Source organism: Xanthomonas sp. NCPPB 3582 (assembly GCF_041475735.2).
Classification (GTDB): domain Bacteria; phylum Pseudomonadota; class Gammaproteobacteria; order Xanthomonadales; family Xanthomonadaceae; genus Xanthomonas; species Xanthomonas codiaei.
This window is the reverse complement of the sequence record NZ_CM192968.1, coordinates 1,613,785-1,640,777: the sequence shown is the minus strand read 5'-3', so window position 1 is coordinate 1,640,777 and position 26,993 is coordinate 1,613,785. Positions and strand designations below refer to the sequence as shown.

The 26,993-nt window shown below is 65.4% G+C and carries 20 protein-coding genes and 3 pseudogenes; 10 read left to right on the top strand and 13 right to left on the bottom strand.

Annotated features, from left to right (window positions below; genetic code table 11):
• The first annotated feature begins 10 nt into the window (after nt 1-10).
• The 3 genes from ACCQ05_RS06860 to rapZ are packed head-to-tail and all read left to right on the top strand — an operon-like array spanning nt 11 to nt 2,285.
• Nucleotides 11-469: a PTS sugar transporter subunit IIA gene (locus tag ACCQ05_RS06860; protein WP_228963922.1), complete on the top strand. Its 459-nt coding sequence runs from the start codon at nt 11-13 to the stop codon at nt 467-469.
• Nucleotides 466-1,416 (top strand): HPr(Ser) kinase/phosphatase, encoded by a 951-nt coding sequence (hprK, locus tag ACCQ05_RS06855; RefSeq protein WP_064507316.1) that lies wholly within the window; start codon nt 466-468, stop codon nt 1,414-1,416. The genes ACCQ05_RS06860 and hprK overlap by 4 nt, the downstream gene beginning before the upstream one ends.
• The gene (gene rapZ, locus ACCQ05_RS06850) at nt 1,413-2,285 is read left to right on the top strand and encodes an RNase adapter RapZ (protein ID WP_372393319.1); all 873 of its coding nucleotides are present in this window, start codon (nt 1,413-1,415) and stop codon (nt 2,283-2,285) included. Before hprK ends, rapZ begins: the two co-directional genes overlap by 4 nt.
• 430 nt (nt 2,286-2,715) lie before the next feature.
• On the opposite strand, the pseudogene ACCQ05_RS06845 reads toward rapZ, so the two are convergent.
• Nucleotides 2,716-2,964 (bottom strand): annotated as a pseudogene (locus tag ACCQ05_RS06845) (GNAT family N-acetyltransferase); the annotation flags it as partial.
• Between ACCQ05_RS06845 and ACCQ05_RS06840 the strand changes: the two are divergent.
• From ACCQ05_RS06840 to ACCQ05_RS06820, 5 genes are all read left to right on the top strand, one after another.
• Nucleotides 2,845-3,180, top strand: coding sequence for a PTS sugar transporter subunit IIA (locus ACCQ05_RS06840; RefSeq protein ID WP_372393976.1), 336 nt, complete (start codon nt 2,845-2,847; stop codon nt 3,178-3,180). The pseudogene ACCQ05_RS06845 and the gene ACCQ05_RS06840 overlap by 120 nt on opposite strands.
• Nucleotides 3,173-3,442: an HPr family phosphocarrier protein gene (locus ACCQ05_RS06835; protein WP_104541854.1), complete on the top strand. Its 270-nt coding sequence runs from the start codon at nt 3,173-3,175 to the stop codon at nt 3,440-3,442. The genes ACCQ05_RS06840 and ACCQ05_RS06835 overlap by 8 nt, the downstream gene beginning before the upstream one ends.
• Before the next feature lie 58 nt (nt 3,443-3,500).
• The gene (gene ptsP, locus ACCQ05_RS06830; protein ID WP_372393318.1) at nt 3,501-5,240 is read left to right on the top strand and encodes a phosphoenolpyruvate--protein phosphotransferase; all 1,740 of its coding nucleotides are present in this window, start codon (nt 3,501-3,503) and stop codon (nt 5,238-5,240) included.
• A 297-nt stretch (nt 5,241-5,537) separates the two neighbouring features.
• Nucleotides 5,538-6,899: a magnesium transporter gene (gene mgtE / locus ACCQ05_RS06825; protein WP_228963931.1), complete on the top strand. Its 1,362-nt coding sequence runs from the start codon at nt 5,538-5,540 to the stop codon at nt 6,897-6,899.
• A 201-nt stretch (nt 6,900-7,100) separates the two neighbouring features.
• The gene (locus ACCQ05_RS06820; protein ID WP_372393317.1) at nt 7,101-7,838 is read left to right on the top strand and encodes a carboxylesterase family protein; all 738 of its coding nucleotides are present in this window, start codon (nt 7,101-7,103) and stop codon (nt 7,836-7,838) included.
• Nucleotides 7,839-8,013: 175 nt separating this feature from the next.
• On the opposite strand, the gene cydB is transcribed toward ACCQ05_RS06820, so the two are convergent.
• From cydB to ACCQ05_RS06760, 12 genes and pseudogenes are all read right to left on the bottom strand, one after another.
• A complete protein-coding gene (gene cydB, locus ACCQ05_RS06815; RefSeq protein WP_372393316.1) occupies nt 8,014-9,030 on the bottom strand; it encodes a cytochrome d ubiquinol oxidase subunit II in 1,017 nt (338 codons plus the stop codon).
• Complete coding sequence (locus ACCQ05_RS06810) at nt 9,030-10,427, bottom strand: cytochrome ubiquinol oxidase subunit I (protein ID WP_372393315.1); 1,398 nt, start codon at nt 10,425-10,427, stop codon at nt 9,030-9,032. Before ACCQ05_RS06810 ends, cydB begins: the two co-directional genes overlap by 1 nt.
• 418 nt (nt 10,428-10,845) lie before the next feature.
• The gene (locus ACCQ05_RS06805; RefSeq protein ID WP_228963938.1) at nt 10,846-12,234 is read right to left on the bottom strand and encodes an amino acid permease; all 1,389 of its coding nucleotides are present in this window, start codon (nt 12,232-12,234) and stop codon (nt 10,846-10,848) included.
• Between the two features lie 808 nt (nt 12,235-13,042).
• Entirely contained in the window at nt 13,043-14,104 is a 1,062-nt protein-coding gene (locus tag ACCQ05_RS06800) for a pectate lyase family protein (RefSeq protein WP_372393313.1), read from the bottom strand.
• Nucleotides 14,105-14,728: 624 nt separating this feature from the next.
• The gene (locus ACCQ05_RS06795; protein ID WP_372393974.1) at nt 14,729-15,445 is read right to left on the bottom strand and encodes a hypothetical protein; all 717 of its coding nucleotides are present in this window, start codon (nt 15,443-15,445) and stop codon (nt 14,729-14,731) included.
• The gene (locus tag ACCQ05_RS06790; RefSeq protein WP_372393972.1) at nt 15,405-19,067 is read right to left on the bottom strand and encodes a coiled-coil domain-containing protein; all 3,663 of its coding nucleotides are present in this window, start codon (nt 19,065-19,067) and stop codon (nt 15,405-15,407) included. The genes ACCQ05_RS06795 and ACCQ05_RS06790 overlap by 41 nt, the downstream gene beginning before the upstream one ends.
• 322 nt (nt 19,068-19,389) lie before the next feature.
• A complete protein-coding gene (locus tag ACCQ05_RS06785; RefSeq protein WP_228961904.1) occupies nt 19,390-20,043 on the bottom strand; it encodes an imm11 family protein in 654 nt (217 codons plus the stop codon).
• A 97-nt stretch (nt 20,044-20,140) separates the two neighbouring features.
• Nucleotides 20,141-21,520, bottom strand: a pseudogene (locus tag ACCQ05_RS06780) (hypothetical protein); the annotation flags it as partial.
• A 303-nt stretch (nt 21,521-21,823) separates the two neighbouring features.
• Nucleotides 21,824-22,495 (bottom strand): DUF1629 domain-containing protein, encoded by a 672-nt coding sequence (locus ACCQ05_RS06775; RefSeq protein ID WP_228961905.1) that lies wholly within the window; start codon nt 22,493-22,495, stop codon nt 21,824-21,826.
• Between the two features lie 177 nt (nt 22,496-22,672).
• Nucleotides 22,673-23,082, bottom strand: a pseudogene (locus tag ACCQ05_RS06770) (hypothetical protein); the annotation flags it as partial.
• 48 nt (nt 23,083-23,130) lie between these two features.
• The gene (locus tag ACCQ05_RS06765) at nt 23,131-24,072 is read right to left on the bottom strand and encodes a proline iminopeptidase-family hydrolase (protein ID WP_228961906.1); all 942 of its coding nucleotides are present in this window, start codon (nt 24,070-24,072) and stop codon (nt 23,131-23,133) included.
• A 169-nt stretch (nt 24,073-24,241) separates the two neighbouring features.
• Nucleotides 24,242-25,006, bottom strand: coding sequence for a LuxR family transcriptional regulator (locus ACCQ05_RS06760; protein WP_372393312.1), 765 nt, complete (start codon nt 25,004-25,006; stop codon nt 24,242-24,244).
• A gap of 186 nt (nt 25,007-25,192) precedes the next feature.
• On the opposite strand from ACCQ05_RS06760, the gene ACCQ05_RS06755 reads away from it, so the two are divergent.
• Nucleotides 25,193-26,575 (top strand): APC family permease, encoded by a 1,383-nt coding sequence (locus tag ACCQ05_RS06755; RefSeq protein WP_372393311.1) that lies wholly within the window; start codon nt 25,193-25,195, stop codon nt 26,573-26,575.
• Between the two features lie 111 nt (nt 26,576-26,686).
• Entirely contained in the window at nt 26,687-26,896 is a 210-nt protein-coding gene (locus tag ACCQ05_RS06750) for a hypothetical protein (RefSeq protein ID WP_372393310.1), read from the top strand.
• The last annotated feature ends 97 nt before the right edge of the window (nt 26,897-26,993 follow it).

The window sequence follows — 26,993 nt, the reverse complement described above, 5'->3', positions numbered from 1 at the left end:
TGATGCCCTCATGCCCTTAACCGATCTGATGGCGGCCGTGCGCACCGTGGTGTCGCCGGCCGCCGATCGCGACACCGTCCTGCACACCGCCGCCGACCTGCTGTCCTGCCGCCAGGCCGGCGCCGACGAGCTCTACGCCAATCTGTGCGAGCGCGAGGCCCTGGGCAGCACCGCCATCGGCCACGGCATCGCCATCCCGCATGGACGCTGCCCCAACCTGACCGAGCCCCGTGGCGCCTTGCTGCGCCTGGATGCTCCGGTGGCCTTCGGCGGCGAGGAACCGGTGGACCTGGTGTTCGCCATGGCGGTGCCGGCGCACTACACCCATCAACACCTGATGCTGTTGTCGGAACTGGCCGAACGCTTCTCCGATGCGCAGTTCCGTCAGCAACTGCGCGCCGCGCCGGATGCCGAGGCGCTGATGGCCCTGCTCACCGATGCCCCGCCGCCACAGGCCAGCGCGGCATGAATACCGCCATCACCGCACGCGAACTGTTCGACCAGCAGCGCGACAAGCTGGCGCTGCGCTGGGTCGCCGGCCAGAAGGGCGAGCACCGCGAGATCCAGGCCGGCAGCAATAACGCGCGCCGTCCTTCGCTGGCCGGCTACCTCAATGTGATCTACCCGAACAAGGTGCAGATCCTGGGCACCGAAGAGTTGGCCTGGCTGGATTCGCTGGATGCGCGCCAGCGTTGGGAAACCATCGAAAAGATCATCCAGGTACAGCCGCTGGCGCTGGCGATCAGCAAGAACCAGTCGTGCCCGGAAGACCTGCGCGCGGCCGCCGACGAATCCAATACCCCGTTGTGGATCTCGCCCAAGCGCGGCCACGAACTGCTCAACCACCTCTCCTACCACCTGGCGCGCACGCTGGCGCCGCGGGTCACGCTGCACGGCGTGTTCATGGAGATCTACTCGATCGGCGTGCTGATCACCGGCGAAGCCGGCTCGGGCAAGAGCGAGCTGGCGCTGGAGCTGCTCAGCCGCGGCCACCGCCTGGTGGCCGACGATGCGCCCGAGTTCACCCAGATCGCCCCCGACGTGCTCGACGGCACCTGCCCCGAACTGTTGCAGGACCTGCTGGAGGTGCGTGGCCTGGGCGTGCTGAACGTGCGCGACATGTTCGGCGACACTGCGGTGAAGAAGAACAAGTACCTGCGCCTGATCGTGCACCTGACCCGGCCGATGACCGAACCCACCCCGTCCGGCTACGAACGCCTGACCGGCGATTCCGGCAGCCGCCACGTGCTGGACCTGGATGTACCGCTGATCACCCTGCCGGTGATGCCCGGGCGCAACCTGGCGGTGCTGACCGAGGCGGCCACCCGGCTGCATATCCTGCGCACCAAGGGCATCGACCCGGCGGCGATGTTCATCGCCCGCCACAGCAACCTGCTGGAGCGGCGCACGCCATGAGCACTGCGCCCTCCTCGCTGATGATCGTGAGCGGGCTGTCCGGCTCGGGCAAATCGGTCGCGCTGAAGACCTTCGAAGACCTGGACTACTACTGCTCGGACAACCTGCCGGTGGAGCTGCTGCCGGATTTCGTCAAGAGCCGCCTGCGCGGCAATCCGCTGGGCGACCAGCGGCTGGCGGTCGGCATCGACGTGCGCAGCCGCAGCGATCTGACCCAGCTTGCGCAGTGGCGCCAGGCCGCCCAGGAATACGGCATCGAAGCGCGCCTGCTGTTCTTCGAAGCCAGCGACGAGGCGCTGATCAAGCGCTATGCCGACACCCGCCGCCGTCATCCGCTGAGCCATCTCGGCCTGGCGCTGCCGGAGGCGATCACCCGCGAGCGTCAGTTGACCGAGCCGCTGCGCCTGCAGGCCGATGCCATCATCGATACCAGCACGCTCAACGTGCACCAGTTGCGCCGCCGCGTGGTCACCGAATTCGCGCTCGGCTCCAACGACCGCCTGTCGCTGTTGTTCGAATCGTTCGCCTACAAGCGCGGTGTGCCGGCCGAGGCCGACTTCGTGTTCGATGCGCGCGTGCTGCCCAACCCGCACTGGGATCCGGAGCTGCGCCCGCTCACCGGCCGCGATGCCGGCGTGCGCGAGTACCTGGACAACGAAGCCGACGTGCAGCGCTACAGCGCGCAGATCGTGGACCTGCTGGACACCTGGCTGCCGCGCCTGCGCAACGACACCCGCAGCTATGTGACGATTGCTTTTGGCTGCACCGGCGGCAAGCACCGCTCGGTGTACATGGCCGAGCGCATGGCCCGGCATGCGCGCGAGCAGGGCTGGCCGGAAGTGGCGACGTTTCATCGCGAGCAGGACTGAGGGGCTGGGATTCGGGATTCGGGATTCGGGAATCGTCAAAGCGGTATCCGGGGGGCTGCGGCTGCATGCATCCGTGGAGAAGTGGCGGATGCATGATCTTTTTTGAATCTGGTTGTTTGTGGATGGCTTTGGTTGGGTGGGTGCTTTGGAGCGTCGCCGCTCTGCATCCGGCGCTGCTGGATTGCTGATGTGCCTGAAACGTCGCTCTGCGCTTTCGCGCTACGTGCTCGCGACGTTGCGTTCAAAGTGTGGCTGGTGGCATGGGTCATGCGTTGCCCTGCTCCACTGCCTCTGTCGCAGGCATTGCAGCGCTCGCTTGCGAGCTGATCTGCATTGGCAATACCGCCCATGTCACGGATCGGCGCGCGCAGGGCTGAAAAACGCGATCGCTGCACAGGGCCACGCCGGTCGCCGCGATGGAGCTAAACGGCTATTCAGTTCGCAACACATCGGTGCGGGCAAACGCTATCGCGCGGTCATGCCGACCTGTTAACGTTTCGACATGGCCTGTGGCATTCTCCTCATTACTCATCCCGGCATCGGCGCGGCGTTGTTGAACGTGGCGACGGGGCTGTTGCGGCAGCTGCCGCTGAAGACCGAAGCGTTCGACGTACCGTTCGATGCAGACCTGGACGCCTTGCTGCCCCAGGCCTCGTCGGCGATGCGGCGGGTCGACGGCGGCGACGGCGTGCTGGTCATGACCGACCTGTACGGCGCCAGCCCCAGCAATCTCGCCAGCCGGTTGGCAAAGCTCGGTACGCCGGTTCGTCGCGTGTCCGCACTGAGCCTGCCGATGCTGCTGCGGGTGATGAATTACCCCGAACAAGGTTTGCAGGAACTGCCCGCCACCGCGGCGGCAGGTACCCGCAACGGAGCGATCATCGACGATGCTTGAACGCGAACTCATTGTGTCCAACCGACTCGGACTGCATGCGCGGGCGACCGCCAAGCTGGTGCAGACGCTGTCGTCCTTCCGCAGCAACGCCACGCTGGCGGCCAAGGGCCGCGAAGTGAACGCCAAGAGCATCATGGGCGTGATGCTGCTGGCCGCCGGCCAGGGCACCAGCGTGGTGGTGCGGCTGGATGGCGAAGACGAGACCGAGGCCTTGCAGGCGCTGGTGGAGTTGTTCGAGCGCCGTTTCGACGAGGACAGCTGAGCATGCGCGGCGTCGGTGCCGGGGCGGCCGACACGGCGCGGCTGCGCCCGGGGCACGCATGAGTCTGCGCCTGCGCGGACACGGCGCCGCACGCGGCAATGCACTCGGGCGCGCGCGCGTGCGCCAGAGCCACACGCTGGAAGTGGCCGAGCAGCGCGTGCCGGCCAGCCAGGTGGAGGCGCAGTTGCAGCGCCTGCACACCGCCATCGAGGCGGCACGCGGCGAGATGCAGCAATTGCGCGACCGCCTGCATGGCGCGCTGGCGCGCGAGGTCGGCGAATTTCTCGAGCTGCATGCATTGTTGCTGGACGATCCGGAACTGTTGCAGGGCCTGGACGAGCTGATCCGCACCCATCGCTACAGCGCCGACTACGCGCTGCGCGTACAACGCGACCGGCTGGCGGCGGTGTTCGACGGCATGGAAGACGCTTACCTTAAGAGCCGCATGGACGACCTGGACCATGTGATCGGTCGCATCCACGCGTTCCTGCACAAGCGCGCACCCGACCTCAAGGGCGTGGCCGGCGAGATCCTGGTCTGCGACAACGTCGCCCCGTCCGAACTGGCGCAGTTGCAGGCCCAAGGCGTGGTCGGCATCGTCACCACCGCCGGCAGCGCGCTGTCGCATAGCGCGATCCTGGCGCGCAGCCTGCACCTGCCGCTGGTGGTGGGCGTCAGCGATGCAGTGCAGAAGATCGACGATGGCGATGTGCTGATCGTCGATGCCGGCTCCGGCCAGGTGATCGTGGATCCCACGCCCGAGCATCTGCGCGACTACCGCGAGCGCCTGCGCGCGCTGGCCAAGGAACAGCGCGAGCTGGGGCGGCTGCGCTCCAAGCCCACGCGCACACGCGACAACGTCGACATCATCCTGCTGGCCAATGCCGAATCGCTGGAAGACGTGGCGCGCGCGCATGCCTTGGGCGCCAGCGGGCTGGGGCTGTATCGCACCGAATTCCTGTTCCTGCAGCGCAACGAGCTGCCCGACGAAGACGAGCAGTTCCAGGCCTACCGCGACACCGTGCTGGGCATGAGCGGCCGGCCGGTCACCATCCGCACGCTGGACCTGGGCGCCGACAAGGCCGACCGCACCGGGTTGACGCTGAGCGACGAGGACAACCCGGCGCTGGGCCTGCGCGGGGTGCGCCTGTCGCTGGCCCGGCCGACGGTGGCGCAGACGCAGCTGCGCGCCATCCTGCGCGCCTCCGGCTACGGGCCGGTGCGCATCCTGGTGCCCATGGTCAGCGGCCGCGAAGAGATCCAGTTGCTGCGCAAGCAGCTGAAGAAGCTGAGCGCGCAGTTGCGCGCCGAAGGCCACGAGATCGCCGAGCACATTGCGCTGGGTGCGATGATCGAAGTGCCCGCCGCGGCGCTGGCGCTGGACTGCTTCATCGACGATATCGATTTCCTGTCGATCGGCACCAACGATCTGGTGCAGTACCTGCTGGCAGTGGACCGCAACAACGAGGCACTGGGCGAGTTGTATTCGCCCTTGCATCCGGCGGTGCTGCGACTGATCGGGCAGGTGATCGCCACCGGACGCAGGGACGGCAAGCCGGTAGCGGTGTGCGGCGAAATCGCCGGCGACCCGCGCTTCGTGCCGATGTTGCTGGCGCTGGGGCTCACCGAGTTCAGCCTGCATCCGGCCACCTTGCTGGAAGTACGCCGCGCCATTCGCGACAGCCATCTGGGCGAGTTGCGCACGCATGGCGACAAACTGCTGCGCGCGCGCGACCGCAAGGGCATCGAGAAATGGCTGGCGGCCATCGCGCAAGGCGGCAGCGGCAAAAGCAGCTAGAACAGCGCTGCTGCACATCCTTCTCCCGCTTGCGGGGAAGCTGCCCGCAGGGCGGATGGGCGCGCTGCGCCGATCATCGACCTGGCAATCGATCACCCGGTCAATGCTCACAGAGCACTCGGGTTCGTCGTGGCTGCACGCAGCGTTTGCCAAGCGCGCCAGCACGCCGGCGGCGCCCCATCGATCGTCCGCAAGCGCGCCGGCACTGTATGTTTCGTCACCGCGCGCAAGCGATAATGCCGTGCTGACCCAGCACCGCGTCCACTGACGGCGCGTCCACTCTTCCGGGAGCCGCGCATGGCCGAAGCCGTCCGCCACGACAAGACCGCGCGCCAGCTGCGATTGCTGTCCGACGCGCTGGACAGCGGACGCCTGGGGCCGGTGCGCCGGTTGGTCAACACCCTGGCGCCGGCGGAGATCGGCAACCTGCTCGAATCGCTGCCGCCGGGCAAGCGCGAAGTGGTGTGGGGGCTGGTCGACCCGGAAGACGATGGCGAGGTGCTGCTGCACGTCGGCGATGAGGTGCGCGAAAGCCTGCTGGCCGACATGGACCCGGACGAAATCGTCGCCGCGGTCGAAGACCTGGACATCGACGACCTGGCCAACCTGGTCGAGGACCTGCCCGACACCGTCATCGACGAAGTGCTCAAGTCGATGGATCGCGAGAACCGCGAACGGCTGGAGCAAGTGCTGTCGTATCCGGAGGACACCGCCGGCCGCCTGATGAATCCAGACGTGGTGACGGTGCGTGCCGACGTCAACGTCGATGTGGTGCTGCGCTACCTGCGCCTGCGCGGCGAGCTGCCCGATCATACCGACCACCTGTACGTGGTGAGCCGCCGCCACCAGTATCTGGGCCGCGTGCCATTGGCAGCGCTGGTCACCCACGAGGACAGCACCCCGGTCAACCGGCTGATCGACGACGAGCAGCCGGCCATCGACGTGGGCGACGGCTCGGACGAGGTGGCACGCCGCTTCTCCGACCACGACTGGATCTCCGCGCCGGTGGTGGACGACAACAACATCCTGCTCGGCCGCATCACCATCGACGACGTGGTGGACATCATCCGCGAGCAGGCCGAGCACCAGGCCTTGAGCGCTGCCGGCCTGGACGAGGACGAGGACATGTTCAGCCCGGCACGGCGCGCGTTCCGGCGCCGCCTGATCTGGCTGGGCATCAATCTGTGCACCGCCTTCGTGGCCTCCAGCGTGGTCAGCCAGTTCGAAGGCACCATCGAGAAACTGGTGGCGCTGGCAGCGCTGATGCCGATCGTGGCCGGCATGGGCGGCAACGCCGGCACCCAGGTGCTGGCGCTGATGGTGCGTGGCCTGGCGCTGGGGCAGATCGGCTCGTCCAACGTGATGACGCTGCTCAAGAAGGAACTCACCGTGGCGCTGATCAATGGCCTGTGCCTGGGCATCGGGCTTGGCCTGATCGTCCTGGTCTGGTTCCGCCAGCCGATGCTGTCGCTGGTGATCGGCACGGCACTGACCGCCAACATGCTCACCGCGGCCTTCGGCGGCGTGCTGGTGCCGGTGACGCTCAAGCGACTGGGCTTCGATCCGGCACTGGCGGGCGGGGTGATCCTGACCACGCTGACCGACGTGATGGGCTTTTTGAGCTTCCTGGGCCTTGCCACCTTGATCCTGCTGCCCTGACCGCGCGCAGCAGCGAGCGTGCCTGCCGGCGTCGGCCATCCTGGCGTCGCATGAATCGACGTCACCCACCGCCACCGCGTGACGTGCCAGCGCACGTGCATGCGGTAATACTGCAGACCTGTACCCGAGGGAGAGCCGTGCGTGATCTTACGTTGCGTCGTACTTGGACTGCTTGCGTTGGTGCTTGCCGGCTGCTCCAGCATGGGTGAGCGTCGACACGATGGCCGCAGCGGCCACTTCGTAAGCCGCACCTTGCAGATGGAAGGCCGGCTGTATCGCTATCAGGTGTTCGTCCCGGCCGCCAAGGCGGCCCGGCCGTTGCCGATCGTGTTGTTCCTGCATGGTTCAGGCGAACGCGGCGACAACGGACGCGACCAGGCCGAAGTGGGAATAGGCCCGTACCTGAGCGAGCACACCGCCCGGTTTCCCGCGCTGGTGGTGTTGCCGCAGGTGCCCGACAACGAAGAATGGCTGGGCATCAACGCGCGCATGGCCATCGCCGCGCTTGATGCCGCCAGCGCCGAATTCGCTGCCGACCCGCAGCGCACGTATCTGACCGGCCTCTCGATGGGCGGATATGGCGCATGGGAAATCGGCCTGATGCAGCCGCAGCGCTTTGCCGCCATCGTGCCCATCTGCGGCGCGCTCAAGGCTCCGCGCGATGAGCGCCGCACGCTGTACGTGAGCCTGGTGGCCAAGGAAGCGGACCCGTATACGGCAGCGGTCACCCAGCTTCGGCACGTGCCGATCTGGACCTTCCACGGCGCCAAGGACACCTCCGTGCCACCGCATGACGACCGCGCGCTGTACCGCGCCGCGAAAGGCGTGGGCGCCAACCTGCGCTACAGCGAATATCCGGAAGGCAACCACAACGTCTGGGACGCGACCTACGCGGACCCGGCGATGTGGGAGTGGATGTTCAAGCAGCGCCTGCGCTGAGAGCGGCGTTACAGCGCGATCGGCGCGATCGGCGCGATGCGAGCCTGGCACCTGGCTCGATGGTGGCGACGGCGACCAGCGCATGCCGTCGTCGTCGCATGGCGCCCCCAAAGGCACCGCATGCCGCGCCCATCGCCTGGCGGCTGCACGGCGCCTGCGCGCCGGCTACCGACCATCAATGGTGGTAGCCGGTCTCGGCGGTGATCTTGCCGCGGAACACGCGGTACGACCACACCGTGTAGCCCAGGATCAACGGCAGCAACATGACCAGCCCCACCATGGCGAACAGCTGCGAGGACGGCGGCGCGGCCGCCTGCCAGAGGGTGTAGACCGGCGGCACCAGGTACGGCCACATGCCCAGCACCAGGCCGAGGAAGCCGAGCACGAACAAGCCCATCGCCAGCAGGAACGGCGGCGCATCCGCACGCCCGGCCTCGCTCGCGCGCCATAGTGCATAACCCACCACGGCAACCAGCACCGGTACCGGCATCAACCACAGGTAATGCGCATCGTTGAACCAGCGCTCCATCACATGCGATTGCAGCGATGTCAGCCAGGCGCTGACCAGGCCGATGAAGACCAGCACGCTGAGCGTCAACGGCCGGGTTAGCTGCCGCGCCAGCTGCTGCACATGGCCTTCGGTCTTGAGGATCAGCCAAGTGCTGCCGAGCAGCGCATAGCCGAACACCAGGGCCGCGCCGGTCAGCATCGCGAACGGGCTGAACCAGCCCCAGATGCCGCCGACATAGCGGTCGTTCTCGATCGGCAGGCCCTGCACCAGCGCGCCCAGGATCACGCCCTGCGCAAAGGTGGCCAGGATCGAGCCGGCCGCGAAGGCATTGCTCCACAGCCGCCGCGAGCGCTGCGCCTTGAAGCGGAACTCGAACGCCACCCCGCGGAACACCAGCGCCATCACCATCAGCAGCACCGGCAGATACAGCGCCGACAGGATCACCGCATAGGCCTTGGGAAAGGCGGCCAGCAGCCCTGCCCCGCCCAGCACCAGCCAGGTTTCGTTGCCGTCCCAGATCGGCGCGGCGGTGTTCATCATCAGGTCCAGCTGCGCCTCGTCGCGGCGGAACGGGGCCAGGATGCCGATGCCCAGCACGAAGCCGTCGAGCACCACGTACATCAGCACGCCGAAGCCGATCACCGCAAACCACGCCACGGGCAAGAGGGTCGTCATGTCCATCAGGCAGCTCCATCGATCGGTTCGTCCGCGGCCGATAGCGGCCGTGCGGGCGTGTGTTCGCCATGGTCCAACTGCGGCGCATCGTGCGGGGTCGGCCCGATCTTGCCGATCTTGACCAGGTACCAGATGCCCCAGCCGAAGACGAACGCATAGCCGGCCACATACACCGATAGCGAGATGGCAGTCATCAGCGCCGACTGCGGGCCCACCGCGTCGGCGGTGCGCAGCAGGCCGTAGACCACATACGGCTGGCGGCCCATTTCAGTGACGAACCAGCCGGAAATCAGCGCGATGAAGCCGCTCGGCAACATCCAGCGCCAGGTCGCCAGCAACCAGCGCCACTGCACCAGCGTGCCGCGCCGCAACGCGAACGCCGACACCCAGGCCACCAACAGCATCAGCGAGCCGATCCCGACCATGATGCGGAAGGCGAAGAACACCGGTGTCACCGGCGGGCGGTCGGCGGCCGGCACCGAGGTCAGTGGCGCGATGTCGCCGTCCAGGCTGTGCGTCAGGATCAGGCTGCCCAGGCGCGGAATCGCCAGCTCGTAGTCGTTGCGCTCGGCCTGTGCGTTGGGCACGGCGAAGACCACCAGCGGGAAGCCCTTGCCGGGCTCTTCGGCGTGCCAGTGCGCCTCCATCGCCGCGATTTTCATCGGCTGATGCTTGAGCGTATTCAACCCATGCATGTCGCCGACGAAGATCTGCAGCGGCACGGTGATGGCCGCGAACACCACCGCCAGCTTGAGCATGCGCAGGCCCGCCTCGCGATGCACGCCACGGTGCAGATACCACGCCCCCACCGCACCCACCACGAAACAGGTGGTGATGAACGAGCCCAGCGCCATATGCGCAAGCCGATACGGAAACGAGGGGTTGAAGATGATCTTCAGCCACTCCACCGGATGCACGATCCCATCGATGACCTCGTAGCCGGCCGGCGTCTGCAGCCAGCTGTTGGACGACAGGATCCAGAACGTGGAAAACAGCGTGCCCAGCGCCACCATGCAGGTGGCGAAGAAATGCAGGCGCTCGGAGATGCGGCCCCAGCCGAACATCATCACACCCAGGAAGCTGGCTTCCAGGAAGAACGCGGTGAGGACCTCGTAGCTCAGCAGCGGGCCGATCACGCTGCCGGCGATACGGCTCAGCTCCGGCCAGTTGGCGCCGAACTGGAAGGCCATCACGATGCCGCTGACCACGCCCATGCCGAAGGACACGGCAAAGATCTTCTGCCAGAAGAAATACAGCTCGCGCCACACCGGCAGGCGGGTGCGCAACCAGCGCCATTCCAGAAACGCCAGCAGGCTGGAGAGGCCGATGGTGAACGCGGGAAACAGCACGTGGAACGCGATGACGAATCCGAACTGGATCCGCGACAACAGCAAGGCGTCCATGGAGAAACCTCCAGGCAAATGGGAAGACCACCAACGCGTCGGTGCAGAGCGATTGCCGCCATGCTTGCGGCGATCGATCGCGTCTGACTGCGCTACGCCATCATGATAGGGACGCTAGAGCACGTTCCCGATGCGACACGGCGTCGCATCTGCGTCAAACCGTCGCGCCCTTGCGGCGAAGCGTGCGATGCCATGGCAGGCGGCATGGCGATGAGCACCATCGCGCCTGGGTACTGACTGCGTCCAGCACCACGGTGTCGCCGTCGCCCGATGCACGGCGCTGCGCACGCCCGCGCCTTGCCGCCTTCGTCGCCATGCGCGGACGTTTGGAAGTGGCGATCACCGGGCGTTCTAGCCAAGCCTGGCCTTCTGCGCCACCAGGCATGTGGCCCTGCGGTATGACGTCCGCTCGCGTTGACTATTGCGTGCGGCGGATCTGCCGGGCGATTTCGCTGACCACCGCAATGGCAACGGTCAGGCCTACCATTGACAAAAACTCCGTCCGCTTCTCGTCCGAGCTGGCCACCAGCACAAAGATCACCGCCAGGATCGCCAGCGCCAGCACGGTCAGAAATGGGTAGCCGCGCATCCGAAACGGCAATGCGATGCCGGCGCGATCGGCGCGGGCGCGCAGGATCAGCTGCGACAGCAGCGAGATCGTCCACACCAGCAGGCAGGTGGAACCGACGATGTCGAGCAGCACCGGCAACACCTCGTTGGGATACAGCAGCTCCAGTGCGGCGGCCGTAAAGCCGAACAACACGCTGGCGAGCACCGCCGTCAGCGGCACCTGCTCGCGGCTGGTCTTGGCGAGCACGCGCGGCGCCTCGCCGCGCTGGGCCAGCGAGAAGATCATGCGCGACGCGCCATACAGGTTGGCGTTGAGCGCCGACAGCAGCGCCACCACCGCCACCAGGGTGATCGCAGTGGCCGCGCCGGGAATGCGCGCCACGTCCAGCACTGCGGCAAAGGGCGAGCCGAGCGCCTTGCTGGTCCACGGCACCACCGCCACGATCACGCTGATCGAACCGATGTAGAACACCAGGATGCGCCAGGCCACGGTGCGGATGGTGCGCGCCAGGCTGCGCCCGGGGTCGGCGGTTTCGGCCGCCGCCACCGCCACGATCTCGGTGCCGCCGAAAGCGAACACCACCACCAGCAGGGCTGCGCCGACGCCGGCCAGCCCATTGGGCGCAAACCCGCCGTTCTGGGTGAAGTTGGACAGGCCCGGCGAGGTCACGCCGGGCAGCCAGCCAGCCAGCAAGGCGAGGCCGATCAGCAGGAACACCACGATCGCCACGACCTTGAGAATGGCGAACCAGAATTCGAATTCGCCGAAATTGCGCACGCCCAGCAGGTTGATCGCGGTGAAGGTCGCCATGAACAGCAGCGCCAGCAAGGGCACCGGCAACGCCGGCCAGACGGTCGCGAGCAGGCCGGCGGCGCCGACCGCCTCGGCTGCGATCACCACCACCACCTGGAACCACCACAGCCAGCCCACCGTGGCGCCAGCGGTCGGGCCCATCGCATCGGCCGCATACACCGAGAAGGCGCCGCTGGCCGGCTTGGCCGCCGCCATCTCGCCCAGCGCGTTCATCACGATGATCACCAGCGCACCGGCGATCAGGTAGGACACCAGCACTGCCGGCCCGGCTGCCTTGATGCCGACGCCCGAACCCAGGAACAGCCCGGCACCGATGGCGGTGCCCAGGCCCATCATCATCAACTGCCGCGGTTTGAGCGCATGGCGCAACGCGGGCGCGGCGGTCGAAGCGTTCTGGGCAACAGGATCGGTCGGAAGCGACATGGACGGCATCGGAGAGGTGGTAGCGCGACACGATACCGCGTCGCGGCGCCGGCCGCGCCTCTTGACGCAGCCGCCTCGTCCAGGCTGACGGTGTGGTGGCCGCGTTGCGCATGGCGCCCGCGCCCGACCCGATGCACACAGGACGAGGCGGCCCGCTCTGCTGCGGTGCACACCCATCGGGGCGATGGTGCCGGTGATACGGACAAGAAACGTGCTGCATGCCAAGCATCCGCGGGATCTGCATCTGTGCACGGCCGCCAGATCGCCCGGCTGCTTCTGGAGGCGGCAGCTCCGCGCACCCTCGCGCGAGCGGCACGTGGATCTATCTGAAGCCCTCGCCATCTGGTGGACCGGTCGCCATGGCGCAAAGCGCTCTGCATCACTGCATCCCAGCGCCGACTGCTGCGCCGCGACTCTTGTGCGCCATCATCGGTATCGGCCAGTCAGTGCCTACCGGGGCGTGGCGTTCGGCAACAGGCCATCAGCCTGCCTCGCGCTGCAGGCTGCGATGGACGCAGCTATCGCACGCATGCATGCCACTGCGCTATCGCAAGGTCGCGTATCGCCCACCCCATGCAGCGGAGCAATGCGTCTGGCACGCGCCGCGAGCTGGCGCATCGCGAAGAATTTCGTGGCGGCGCCTTCCTCACCCGCAAGCAGCAAGCTGCGATGGCTGCAGCCATTCCGGGCCTGCGCTGGATTCTGCGAAAGTCGGCCGGTAGACCCGGCGCAGGTCTCTGACGACATTGCCGCTCATGAAAATCCCCGGCAGTGCCGGGGATTCTTGGCTGAGCCGCTGCGCTGGCGCTTACTCCGCCAGGTTCTTGCCCGCCCCTGCGGTGGCGATCACCTTGGCCTTGACCTGCGCGGCCGGGGTGACGGTGTAGGTGTAACCCAGTGGTTCGGGGAAGACCTTGGAGCTGATCCAGGTGGTGGCATTGGCGTACGGCTTGCTGCCGTCCGGTGTGCTCCAGGTGATGCCGCCGCCCACGTAGTTGTTGATCAGGTCCCAATAGCCGATCTCGCTGCTGTCGCGCGAGGTCACCGGGTTCTTGATGTTCTCGAAGTAGTTGGATTCGATCTTGGCCACGCCGCCCATGCGCACATTGATGCCGGAGGTGGTGACGTTGTTGAAGTAGTTGTTGTAGATGTGGCTCAGGCCACGGCGCTGCAGCGGCACGCGCGATTCCACGTTCTCGAAGCGGTTGTGGTGATAGGTGGTGCGTGCCGCCGAATTCTTGGTGTCGCTGTCGCTGAAGCCGTTGAGCGCGACCTTCTGATAATTGTAGACATGGTTGTAGGACACGGTGACGTGGTGCACGCCCTTCTTCATGTCGATGCCGCCATCGAAGGAGGCATCGCCGGCGCCGGAGCACTTGGTGAGCGAGGCGAACACGGTGTTGTGGTCGACCCAGATCCTGGACGGCTCGCCGCTGGAGTTGCCCTCCAGCGAAATCGAATCGGCATCTTCGCCGCCGGGCAGCAGGCCGATGGTCATGTTCTGGATGATCACGTTGTGCGCATTGCCCACCACGCGCAGACCGAAGTTTGCCGCCGACCCGTTCGCGCCCTTGATGGTGACATCGCTCTTGTTCTTGATCTGCACGGTCTTGGCAGGCAGCTTCCACTGCGCGCAGACGTCCTTGATGGTGCCGAAGTCGAACTTGCCGGTGTAGTTGAGCACCAGCCCGCCGCTGCCGGAATAACTGTCGATCGCCGCCTGCATCGCCTCGAAGGTGGCCACGTTGACCGGTGTCTTGTTGCCGCCGCCGGTGGTGGCGGCGCCGTATCCGACCGGACCGGCGATGGTGCCCGCGGCGCAGGCGGACAGTGCGAGCGCAACAGCGCCCTGAAGCATCTTGCTGGTCATGCAGCCTCTCCCAAAGATGTCGATGAGCGACGCATGCCGCCTGCGCATTGGTAGCGGCGACAGCGACGCGTTACGTGGGGGGCTGCATTCTTCGCGCGATTTAAAACATAAAACAATTATCAATAGCTGAAATTTTGACGCACCGCGGTGTTCCGGGTGAGAGACACCCAAAAGAGACAGTCGGAGACACCCGGGACAGGACACTGCCGCCCTGCGATCAGGTGCCGCCGCCGGCCTCAGTGGCATTACGTTGGTACGGCCCGCATCATCGGCTGGACGGCGTCGATCGATTGCCGCGACGCGCATCGCGATGCGCGAGGTCGGTTGGCATGCGGTGCGCGCCACCTGCAGGGCATGGATGCCATCGGTAGATGGCTTTCCCGCGAGCGCTACGCGGCGTCGGCGCCGCAACCGGAAGCGCATGCAGGCAATGGACTCGATACAGAGACCGAGCTCGTCACCGATGGTGCCGATACGCGCTGTGCAACAACGTCCCGGCTCCCTGACGCCGGGTTTTACGGCGATCGGCACCGAGATGACGAACCAATGCGTCGCTGTGACGTGCAATCCGCCGAGGACGCTGCAAGTTCCAGAGGCAAGGCGGCCCCCAGGGCAGCCCTGCCCTCATCGGCTTGAGGATTGGCGCAGGGCGACAGCGCGATACTGGCCGCGATCGCCATAACGTGGCCCCTTCTGCTCGACAACGGCGCAGAGCCTGTCTTGGCCGCAGGGCACCAGGTCCGCGCGCGCGACGCGATCCAGAAAGGCGATTTCCGCGCGGCGCTGGGTGGCCTCGGCCAGCACAGGCCGGGCGCCCTGGACGGCGTAGCCGACTGCAGCCAGGCACAGGAGCGTGCCGACCAACAGCGCGCCGAGCCCGGCCCAGCTACGCCGGGTGACGGTGGTTTCCAGCGATTGCTGCGCCTGTGCGTAGCGCGCGGTCGCCTGCTCAAGCGTCCTTTCCGCCTGGACCATCTTCTTGTTGAATCGCTCGGCCCCCGGTTCCAGCGTTTGCGTCAGCGCCTGGTTGCTCAATTGCGTCAGGCGGGGCAGCGCATTTTCCACCAGGCCACTGACGCGCTGATCGGCATGTTTGACGGCAATCTGCAGAAGCTGCAGCTGCTCCCGGACCAGATCTTCCAATGCGTGCTCGCGCCGTTGCAGCGTCCCGATCAGTGCCGCCATGGCCTGGATCGATTCTTTTAGCGTGCGTTCCGACGCGTTGGCATCGGGTAGTGCGAAGGTGTTCTGCATCTCCATAGTGTTCTCTCGATGATTCAACTTGCTGCACGTGTTCCGGCTATCCACCACCACCACCGCCGCCACAGCCACCGCCACCATCTCCGCCACCACCGCCGTCACCCTGCGGACCACCTTGCATCGCCGGCCCGTTGGCGAACTGCGGCAATGTCATCACCATCACCGGGCCACGGCTGGTCTGCACCTCTGTCGAGACGTCCATGTTCAGGGCCTGGCGCATACTCGCCTGTTCCTGAGCCTCCTGCATCGCCTGGGCATCCAGAAACTCATGCCCTTGTTTGGCAAGGGCCTGGCTATGGGGGCTATTGGCGACCCGCTTCAAGGCCTGTTCGATCGCCAGTTCGTCCTTGCAGTCGATGGCGTACAGCAACTCGTCCACATCCGGATCGCCGGTGATGGTTTTACGCTGGGGCTGCGGCCGATCCTCCTGCTCGCCAGCGGCAAGACGTTGTGGCGCGGTGTCTGCCGGCGGAGCGCGTGGTGCTCTCAGCCCAGAGGGGCCATCCGGATCGTACCCATCACGCAATTCCAACTCGGTAAACGGCCGCTCACCACGGTCCACGCGCGCCTGACGCGCTTCTGCGACGCGGTTTTCTGTTTCGAGATCCTGTTCGAGTTGGATGCGTAGCTCACGCATGGAGCGTTCTATTTCCTCCCAGGAGTCCGGATCGGCGGGCACAGCGGCAGGACGGTCGTGCTCATCTGCCAGGGACGCGGACAGCGGCGCGCGCGCATCGGCCGCGTCCTCGGGTGCATCGGCTGCGCGGCCAGCGATCGGCATCTCCGGCGATGGCGCTGTCGCATGCGCGAGGTGTGCGGGCACTGGCAACGCTGCAGGGGGATCGGGTGCTTCCGGTGCTTGAGTCTGTGGCGTGCGCGCCTGTTGCTCGTCGCGGTGTTTTGCGGTCCCTGGGGTGGCGAGCGATGGCGCGGAAGGCGCGTTCGCCGCCTGGGCCAGGTATGCATCCGCCGACTGCTCGAGCTGCTGCGCAGGTGCATCTTGCTGCGCATCCGAGGCTTGTGCCGTCATCGGCTGTTGGTCGCTGTGCAGGTTCGCAACCTGCTGCTCTGCCGGCGCGGTCTGCGCAATCGCAGCGCTCTGCGCTGTCTGCTGCTGGACTTCCTGCGGACGCTGCTGCGCTACGTCGGATGCATGTGCTTGCGCGGGCTCTACCAGCTGTTCCCGGGGCCGTTGGGCGACGGCATCCTGGTTAGGCCGCTGCTCGGGTTGGTGCGGCGATGTGTCTTGCGCATGGAGCGACGACGGCGCGCGCGAGGCTGCTTCCTGTGCCAGCTCCTGCTCGCGTTGTGGAGCCGTTTGGGCGTGCAGTGGCTGTTGCCCGGCATGGTGCACAGTCTGCGCCTGCAGCCGGTCCTGCTGGCTCTGCCGGGCGTCCCGTGCCTGGCGTATTTCCTGTTCGCGCTGCTGTGTCTCCTGAGCCTGCATCTGCGCTTGTTCGCGCTGCTCCGTCGCGTGCGCCTGCCGCTGGACGTATTCGCGGTGCTGGATGTCCTGCGCCTGGCGTTCTTGTTGCTCCAGCCGCTGCGCTTGCTGCCGTGCTTCCAGCTCGGTATGCGCCTGCAGCGCCTGGGCAGCTTGCGCCCGCACGTCGTGCGATGCCTGCGCCTGCAGCGCGTGGGCGCGAGCCTGCGCCAACTGTTGATCTTGCGCCTGGCGTGCCTCCTGCTGCCGCTGCTGGTGCTCCTGCGCAGCGCTGGCGGCCTGGCCCCGGGCCTGCACGTCGAGCACAAGCTGGTTCGAGGGCGGCGAGGCGGACGTGTCCGCATCCGTGGAGCCTTCGGACGAAGGCGGCGCGGAGGCCAGCTGCTGCATCGGTGCGTCCGGCTGCTGGCGAGCCTGCAGCTCCTGCAGCGCCTGACGGATGTCCTCGGTGCTGGTGACCGCTGCAATGCGCGCCACGCCATCGGCGCCGTGCTGCAGATGGGCGATCGGGCTGTCGGCGCCATACTGACCGCCGGGGCCGCGCTGCAGCTGCAGAGCGCCATCGCCTGCGAGTCCTTCCGCTTCGCGGGTGCGCTGTGTTGCCAGCTCGATCGCTTCGCGCCATTGTGGCTGCAGCTCCGTGCCAACGATGCGGTAGCGGTACAGCGTCTGCTCGCGCTGCACGTCCTGCGGCGACGGTGGCGACTGCCCGATGGCGGCAATCGCCTGGGCTTGCTCGGCGAGCGCCGGCTGCAGCATGGCGCGCGTGGTCTCCAGTTCCAGCACCTGATTGCCATCGGGCGCTGCACCGTGGCCGGTCCACTGGCCCTCCATGTTGCGGTAGTAGCGCTGACCGTTCGAGGCGGTCAACGCATCCGGATCCGGCAATGCCTGCTGGACCGCCGACGACATCGGCAGCCCATCGGCGGCCCAGCCGCTGCGGTGGTAGGCCAGTTCATAACGCGCGGCGATCGCGCCGGGGCTGTTGGCGATGTTGCGGGCGATGGTGGCCTGCGCCTGCGCCTCCAGTTCGGCCGCGCGAGGCGGCAAGGCGGTCTCCTGCACGTAGCTGCCGCGCTCGTTGGCACCGGAGACCGCGGTCTTGACCAGGCGATGCCATTGTCCGTCTGCCGGGTCGCGCTTCCAGTCGGCAGGGCTCAGGCTGGGACGGTCGGTGGCGTTGGCTGGCTGCTGGTAAGGATCCTGCGGTGTGGGTGCATCTTTGAGAGCGAGTGCGGCGGCGGCATTGGTGGCCTGGTAATTGAGTTCGCGGGCCTTTTGGTAGCTGGCCACGATGGGCGTGGCGGTGGGGTTGTCGATCCCATCGCCGGTTGTATCGGCCATGCCGTCCCGCGCCCAGGCGCGGCCATCGAAGGACCACTGCGTGCCATCGCGGTCGGTCTGGTGGTAGATCGCGCGACTGTCGAGCAACGCGGCGGCTTTTTCGCCGGCCACGCTCATGAAGTACGCGTCAGCGGCGATCAGCACCATCGGCCCGGCGCCCGAGCTTCCCAGCGCATAGGCCGCTGCCGTGCCGCCGGCCCAGCCACCGACATTGCGCCCGGCAAAATGTGCCAGCTCCGATTGCGCGGCCAGCGGGTTGTCCTGACCGAGCAAGTGCGTGGCGCGTTGGCCGGACGCCACCGCGTCGGCGGCGGTGGCGAGCAGGCCGGCGGTGCGCAGTGCCTGGCCTGCCGATAGCTCGCCTGCCAGCAATTCGGCTGTGGCGAAGCCGCGTTGCGATACTGGTGTGTACGACGGCTGCGGTGTGGCGCCTGCGCCTTGGCGGATGCTGCGCATAGCAACGCCGATGGTTGTCGGCGTGTCATCCAAGACCTGCTGGACCAAGGTCGCGTTGGACTCGGATAACCTCACGCGCCCGGCCTCTTCGGCGTGCGCGATGGCCATACGGAATTCCTCGCGGCCGGCGATCTCGCGGATCACGGCATCGCGTTCATCAGGGACAGCGACCAGATTTTTGCCGGTCGTACGTGCTGCTTCGATCACCTCTGCGATCCGCTGTTCGGAGTGCGTGATCGCGGCCCATTCGGATTCGACAGTGCTCATTGAGCGCAGCGTCTTCAGCTGGTCGGCGTGGATGGCGCGGTACTGATCAATCTCGAAGAGGGCTCTGCGGTTTTGCGCGTTGGTCTCGGCCTTGGTCAAGTGATCCGGGGTCGTTGCAAACATGTTGCCGTTGATCAGGGCGACTTTGAGGGTGTCTTGCAGGTCGTGGACCTGGGCAGAGACACGCTTCAATGCGGCAGCGTCGTTGCGCATGGCGGCTTCGCCATCCGGGGAATCAATGAGATCGTCAAGATGACCAAAGATTGCTTTCGTGTAAGAGCTGCGCGTGCGTCCTCGGTGGGGGGATGTTTCGATTTCGTCAGCCAGCTTGCCATCTACCGGCAGGTACAGGCGATTGGTCGACACATCCTTGTCGATCAAGCCATGCTCAAGCAATTTCTTGAGTAACCTGTGGTCACGAAAGACGGTGTTTTCAATGACATGATGACTTTCAAGGATGACGTTACCCGACGGCATCTGCTTTCACTCCATCAAAATGTCGGAAATGTATTGCTCAGCAACCGAAAGCGTCTATCAACCAGACGCCGCGTGTCCTGGGCGATTTGCCAAATCCATGCGCGATCAAGGTGTCGCGCAAGAACCGATCGCAAAAGGCATCTGACGTATAAGGTGTCCTGAAGACATGCGCGGCCCCGACAACGTCTTTCCTGAATCCCAACTCTGCACCACCCGCAACACTGTAGTGCTTGCCATTACGGTATCCGGTCAAGACCTTGACGGTGGATGCTTCCTCGTCGATGGCATCGATAATCCGCACCACCTCGCAGAGATAGTGCGGTGCCCCGGGCGTACCGTCTTCCAATCGGAAGTCGCATAGCGCGAAGGCAAACCCCTCCGGGTCCGCAGCTTCAAGGACCTGCTTCAGTGGCTCTGAGACCAGCCAGTAGCTCTTGAATCCACTGTGCATGTCATTGGGCATATCGCCGATGCGGCTGTCGTAGCGCAGGCGCGGGGTTTCCTTCAGTGCAGCCAGGCCCGCGTCCTCTCCAGGCAGGCTGTCAGCAATGGAAAACGGCACCGCATCTTCATTCTCGAACTCCACGCCATGCCCACGACCGCCGCCACGCACGTCGGACCTGAGGATATAGAACTCGCCTTTTCTGGGCGCATTCGGATGTATCGCTTGCGCTTGATTTGACTGGTTCATGGGTGTTCTCCGATCAACCCTGCGTATAAGCAAAATGCTATATCCGCTTTCATCAAGCGGGCGCCGCCAGCATACGCGATTTGTATGTTCTGACATCGCGTTGCAGATGGGCGATCGGGCTGTCGGCGCCATAGTGGCCGCCCGGGCCGCGCTGCAGCTGCAGGGCGCCATCGCCTGTGAGTCCTTTCGCTTCGCGCGTGCGCTGTGTCGCCAGTTCGATCGCTTCGCGCCAGTGCGGCTGCAGCTCCGTGCCTACGATGCGGTAGCGATACAGCGTCTGCTCGCGCTGCACGTCCTGCGGCGACGGCGGAGTTTGCCCGATGGCGGCAATTGCCTGGGCCTGCTCGGCGAGCGCCGGCTGCAGCATGGCGCGCGTGGTCTCCAGTTCCAGCACCCGGTTGGCATCGGGCGGAGCGCCGTGACTGGTCCACTGGCCCTCCATGTTGCGGTAGTAGCGCTGGCCGTTCGAGGCGGTCAGCGCATCCGGATCCGGCAACGCCTGCTGCACGGCCGGCGACATCGGCAAGCCCTCGGCGGCCCAGCCGCTGCGGTGGTAGGCCAGCTCATAGCGCGCGGCGATCGCGCCGGGGCTGTTGGCGGTGTTGCGGGCGATGGTGGCCTGGGTGTCGGCCTTGCCCTCGCGCGCCCAGGCGCAGCCATCGAACGACCACTGCGTGCCATCGCGATCGGTCTGGTGGTAGATCGCGCGATTGTCGAGCAACGCGGCGGCTTTTTCGCCGGCCACGCTCATGAAATAGGCATCGGCGGCGATCAGCACCATCGGTCCGGCGCCGGAGCTGCCCAGCGCGTAGGCGGCCGTCGTGCCGCCGGCCCAGCCACCGACATTGCGCCCGGCGAACTGCGCCAGCTCCGACTGCGCGGCCAGCGGGTTGTCCTGGCCGAGCAAGTGCGTGGCGCGTTGGCCGGACGCCACCGCGTCGGCGGCGGTGGCGAGCAGGCCGGCGGTGCGCAGCGCCTGGCCTGCGGACAGATCGCCTGCCAGTAGCTCGGCGGTGGCGAAGCCGCGTTGACCTGGTGGTACCCGCAGCGGCCGTGCAGCTTCTTCACCAAGCACATTTTCGACCTGCAGAATGCCTTGGTCGGAAAGCGTCAGGCGGCCATTTGCATGAGCTTGGGCAATTGCTTGTGAGAGTGAATTTCTACCGATCTCTGGATCGCCGCCTTTGGTGAGGTTGGTGCTGGATTGTCCTAGGTACTGAAGCGTAGAGATGACACGCTGTTCGGAATGGACGATTGATGACCAGCCGAGTTCGGGTCTCTGCAACGTTGGAATTGCGTCGATCTGAGATGCAAGCCTGCTGTCGTAGCTCGAGGCGCCCTTGAAAAACGCATTGATGCCAGGCCGCATGTCGTCTGCAACCATGCCGATCGGGGCATTGGTGTAGAGGTCCGCGTTCGCCAAGCCGACTCTCATCGTATCGATCAGTCGATCGACCTTTGAGGAAATTCTGGCGATGGCATCTGCATCGCCAGCCATGGCCAACTGACCGTCAGAGGTCCGTGACAAACGCTCCAGTCGGGCCAAGGAGCCATCTTGGTAGTCTTTAATAGGTCCACCACTATGTGGTGAAAGTCCTAGGGAATGCGCCAGTGTTGGCTCACTTGGCATGTAAACAAGATTACGATCAGCATTAATATTGAATAATTTTTTCTGCTGAAGTATTTCAAGCAATGGGCTGTTGCGAAGCGTTTGCCGCTCCGCAATATGATGCTCTTGAAAAATCGTACGTCTCGGCATGACGGAATTCCGTTATCGAAATTAAGCATCTTTCCAATCAGCAGCGTCTCGAAACCAAAGCCCATCAGAAAATTTTCCCGTATCGATACCAGCCTCACGCACTGCATCCAACAGTGTGCGATCGCAGATTACATAGTAGTCAGCGGAGAAAGGTGTTCGGAATACGTGAGAATTTTGAACCACCTCTTTTCGAAAAGCCAAGCTCGCCCCACCCGTTAGATCGTAAAATTTTCCATTCACAAATTCGTCGCTAACTTCTATCTCCACTTTGGATCGCCCCTCATCGAGTGCATCCAGAACTCGCACCACATCGCACAAGAAGTATCTAGGACCCTGAGTTCCATCGTCCATCAGAAAATCGCACTCTATGAAGCTAAATCCCTCTGGATCGACAGTTGAAAACACCTGATGCAAACGCTCGGACACGAGCCAATAGCCACTGAAACCGGCTTCCAGGTCTCTAGGCATAATACCTTTCGATGGGTCGAAGATGAGGCGTGGCCTTTCTGAAAATGGAGGAAAGCCCCCTTCACTGGGCCTTAAAATCAATCTGGGAGGCACGAGGAGTTTTTTTATGTTTTCGAACACCACCCCGAGTTCAGGTCCGCATTCAAGATCTGGCATCAGGACGTAGAACTCGCCTTTACGTGGCTTATCCTGACCAGCCACTTCCACTTCTTGTATTGCGTTCATAAGTATTACCCGACAGCTTTTTGGTTAAAGTGACTTCGTCAGAATGAGGTATAAACAGCCCAGGGATTCACTTTCAGGCAGCACCATATTTCTGAACAGGCAACATCAATGCTTGCCACCACGCTCCCGCCTAGCATGGGGTGAACCCTAAATAGAGACGCGCTATCCCACGAGAGTACGTTGGTGGTTAAAGGCGGTCAACGCATCCGGGTCGTGCCGCGCCTGCTGGACCGCCGGCGACATCGGCAAGCCCTCGGCGGCCAGCCGCTGCGGTGGTAGGCCAGTTCATAACGCGCGGCGATCGCCCCTGGGCTGTTGGCGATGTTGCAGGCGATGGTGGCCTGCGCCTGCGCCTCCAGTTCCGCCGCGCGTGGCGGCAATGCGCTCTCCTGCACGTAGCTGCCGCGATCGTTGGCACCGGAGATCGCGGTCTTGACCAGACGATGCCATTGCCCGTCTGCCGGGTCGCGCTTCCAGTCGGCAGGGCTAAGGCTCGGGCGGTCAGTGGCGTTGGCTGGCTGCTGGTAAGGATCCTGCGGTGCAGGCGCATCTTTCAGCGCCAGTGCGGCGGCGGCATCGGTGGGCTCAGGCGATGCATGCGCGCTAGGTGCGCTCCTTCCGCCAGCATCCCGGGCTCAGACGGCGCGCGCGGCCAGTGCCGGTATCTGCACACGTTCCCGGCCGGGCCACGGCGTGTGGTCATCGAGGAAGTCGCCGACCATGCGCATGCAGGCCGCGCGTTCTTCCACGTGCGGCATGTGGCTGGAGTTGGCGAATACATGCCAGCGCGCATCCGGAATCAATCGCGCATAGGGCTCCACGGTTTCCGGCGTGGCTTCGTCGTACTTGCCCGACAGCACCAGCGTGGGCGCGGTGATGCGGTGCAGGCGCTCGATGATGCTCCAGTTGCGCAGGCTGCCGACCACGTGGAATTCGGTGGGGCCGTTCATGGCGTGATAGACGGTGGGATCGGCCTCGATGGCGGCAAAGGTCCGCGCCACCTCGTCGGGCCATGGCAGCACCCGGCAGACATGGCGCGCGTAGAACGCCTGGCTTGCCGCCCGATACGCCGGGTGGTCCAGCGTGCCGGCGGCCTCGTGTTCGTCCAGTGCGGCCTGCACCGGTTCGGGCAGGCCGTCGCGCAGGCGCAGTGCGGCCGCGCGCCACAAGCCCATGGAGGCCGGCGAATTGGCGATCACCAGCGCACGCAGCCCGCTGGGCCGACGCACCGCGTGTTCGGCCGCCAGCATTCCGCCCCAGGACTGGCCGAGCAACGCGTACTGCGACAGCCCCAGATGCTCGATCAGGCGCTGCAGTTCGTCCAAGAACAGGCCCACCGTCCAGAACGCAGGGTCGGCATTGGGAAGGTGGGTGGAGCGGCCATTGCCGAGCTGGTCGTAATGAATCACCGCACGCCCGCTGGCGGCCAGGTCCTTGAAGCTGTCGACGTAGTCGTGCGTACATCCCGGGCCGCCATGGGCAACCACCAGCGGACAGGCATCGCTGCGCAGGTCGCCGGTGATGCGGTACCAGGTGCGATAGCCGCGAAATTCGACGTAACCTTCGGTGGACTGCATGACCTGCGCTGCCTGCGGCAATGATGAGCGCCGAGCCTAGCGGGCAGTCGGCCTGGCGTTAACTGGCAAATCTCACAGGTTTGCACTACTTCTGGGCTGCCGCCTCGGGTGCGGCCAATGCGCATGACCGGCAATGCGGTCGATCCGCTTAAGAGCAGCTCTAAAGCCCTTATGGCTCCAGCAACCGATAGTGCATACCGCGCACCACCGCCTCGACACGATTGCGCGCGCCCAGCTTACGTGCGGCCGAGTTCAGGTGCAGGTTCACCGTGGCCGTGGAGCGATTGAGCGCGGCGGCGATGCTCTTGGCGGTCAATCCCTTGGCCGAGTACTGCAGGCATTCGCGCTCGCGCCGGGTCAGCGCGATGTGGTGACAGCGGCGCTCCTGCGGATCCAGCAGCTCCTGCGCGCGCGCCTGGAAGGCGTGCGCAAGCAACAGGAACGGCGACAGCTGGGCTTCGGCCAGGCGCGGCGCTTCCGTGGCCACCGCATCCACCGCCCCGCTGAAGGTCGCAAACGCGCCGCCGGGCAGATGCAGGGGCACGGTGACACCGGTGCCCATCCCGCTGTCGCACAGATAGCGCGTCACCTGCCGATGCTGGCCGCCGACGTATTCCACGCCGTCGCAGCCGCCGTCGGTGCGGTAGGACCACACGAACGGCGTGGTGCGCCGCGTGGCACGCTGCTGAACAGGGTCATGCTGGTAATAGCCATGCTCGCACCAGACATGCTGCATGTCGCCAGGGGCATTGCGCTGCATGAATACCGTCGGGGTGATCAACGCGCCCTCCATGCTCAACGGCACCGGTGCGTAGTCGTACACCACCGACTGAAACCCCAACGCGCACACGTCGCTGAACACTCGGTCCAGGCAGGCATCGAGCGTGTGCAATGCCTGCAGGTCGCGGCCCAGGCTGGCCAGAGTGTCGAACATGGGCTTCCTTCAGGCCTCCAGAGGCACTGGACGCATCCAGCATGGAAAACCTAGCATTTTTACCAGTGGTTGGGCTTGCCGGCCACCTTATCGTCACAATGCCGGTCACACGGCTGCACTGCAGCATCCGCATCCTCGCCACCCGTGCCCGCCTCGACCCCGGCCTTCCTGACAGCGAACCCCTGCATGACCGATACCCCTCGCCGCGACGATGCGGCTGCACTGGAACGTTTTGGCTATACGCAGGAGCTCAAGCGCCAGCTCACGCTGAAGGACCTGCTGATCTACGGTCTGGTGTTCATGGTGCCGACCGCGCCGTTTTCGATCTTCGGTGGCGTATTCGACATCAGTGCGGGCATGGTGCCGCTGACCTATCTGGTCGGCTTCGTGGCGATGCTGTTCACCGCGCTGAGCTACCAGCAGATGTCGCAGGCGTTTCCGGTGGCCGGCTCGGTGTATGCCTACGTGGGACGCGGATTGAGCAGCGGCATGGGCTTCCTGGCCGGCTGGGCGATCCTGCTCGACTATCTGCTGGTGCCCACCCTGCTCTACGTGGTCGGCGCCAACGCGATGCACAACGTGCTGCCGTCGGTACCGCAGCCGGCGTGGATCGCGTTCTTCGTGGTGCTCAACACCGTGGTCAACCTGCGCGGAATCGAAACCACTGCGCGGGCCAACCGGGTGTTTCTGTATGCGCAACTGGTGGTGCTGGCGGTGTTCGTGGTGCTGGCGAGCCTGGCGATCCAGCGCGGCGTCAATGGCGCGCACTGGTCGTTGCGCCCGTTCTACAACCCGCAGGCGTTCTCGCCGCAGCTGATCTTCAGCGCGCTGTCGGTGGCGGTGGTGTCGTTCCTGGGCTTCGATGCGATCTCCACGCTGTCGGAAGAAGCGCGCGGCGGCAACCGCGTGGTCGGCCGCGCCACCTTGCTGGCTTTGTTGCTGGTGGCCGGATTGTTCGTGCTGCAGACCTGGCTGGCCGCCCTGCTGCAACCCACCCTGCTGCGCTACCCCAACCAGCAGGCATCCAACGATGCATTCTTCGAGATCGGCCACCTGATCGCCGGGCCATGGCTGCAGATCGTGATCGCACTGACAGTGGCCATCAGTGCGGCAATCGCCAATTCATTGGTGGCGCAGGCGGCGACCTCGCGGCTGTTGTTCGCCATGGCGCGCGATCGCCAGTTGCCGGCGTTCCTGCGCTACATCCATCCGCGCACCGGTGTGCCGCAGCGCGCCATCCTGCTGGTGGCGGCGCTGAGCATGGTGCTGGGCGAAGTCTTCGTCGGCCAGATCGCCTTGCTGTCGTCGCTGTGCAATGTGGGCGCGCTGACCGCCTTTGTGCTGCTGCATGTGGCAGTGGCCTGGCATTTCCGCCGGCAGGGCCGGCTGGTCCTGCATGGCGTGGTGCCGTTGATCGGCAGCGTGATCCTGGGCTATGTGCTGATCAATGCCGACCGGCATGCGCAACTCGGCGGAATGGCGTGGCTGACGGTGGGCCTGGCGGTGCTGGCCTTTCTGAAATTCAGCGGGCGCTCGACCGAGTTCCGTGCCAGCGATGCGCTGGAGTAGCCCGCTTCACCGCCGAGGCCCAACACTGCGCTGCAGCCCTCTGTAAGCGCTTGCAGGTAGCCGAGTGGCGGCCGACCCCGCACGCGCCCAGCGTGCGATCAGACGCGCGCAATGCAGCGCAAGGACGCCGTTGCGCAACGGCAGGCTGACGTCGCCAATGCTGCAAGCATCCCTGACGCGTATTGCCGCGGCAGCGTGTCCGCATGGCAGCGCCTTGCGCTCTGCCTGCGGTGCGAGGTGATCGCAGCTGCAACGTTGGCGAGGCTTGGCAACGCAAGGTCGGTGAAGGACATTATCGTTTTATCGAATAATCATCTCTGAAAGAGATTTTCAGCACATATTCAGTTGTAAACATTCGCTAGTCTCATCTGGCGCCAACGATGGCGCCGCAGGCCCTGGCCCCCGCCGCTGCCTGCCG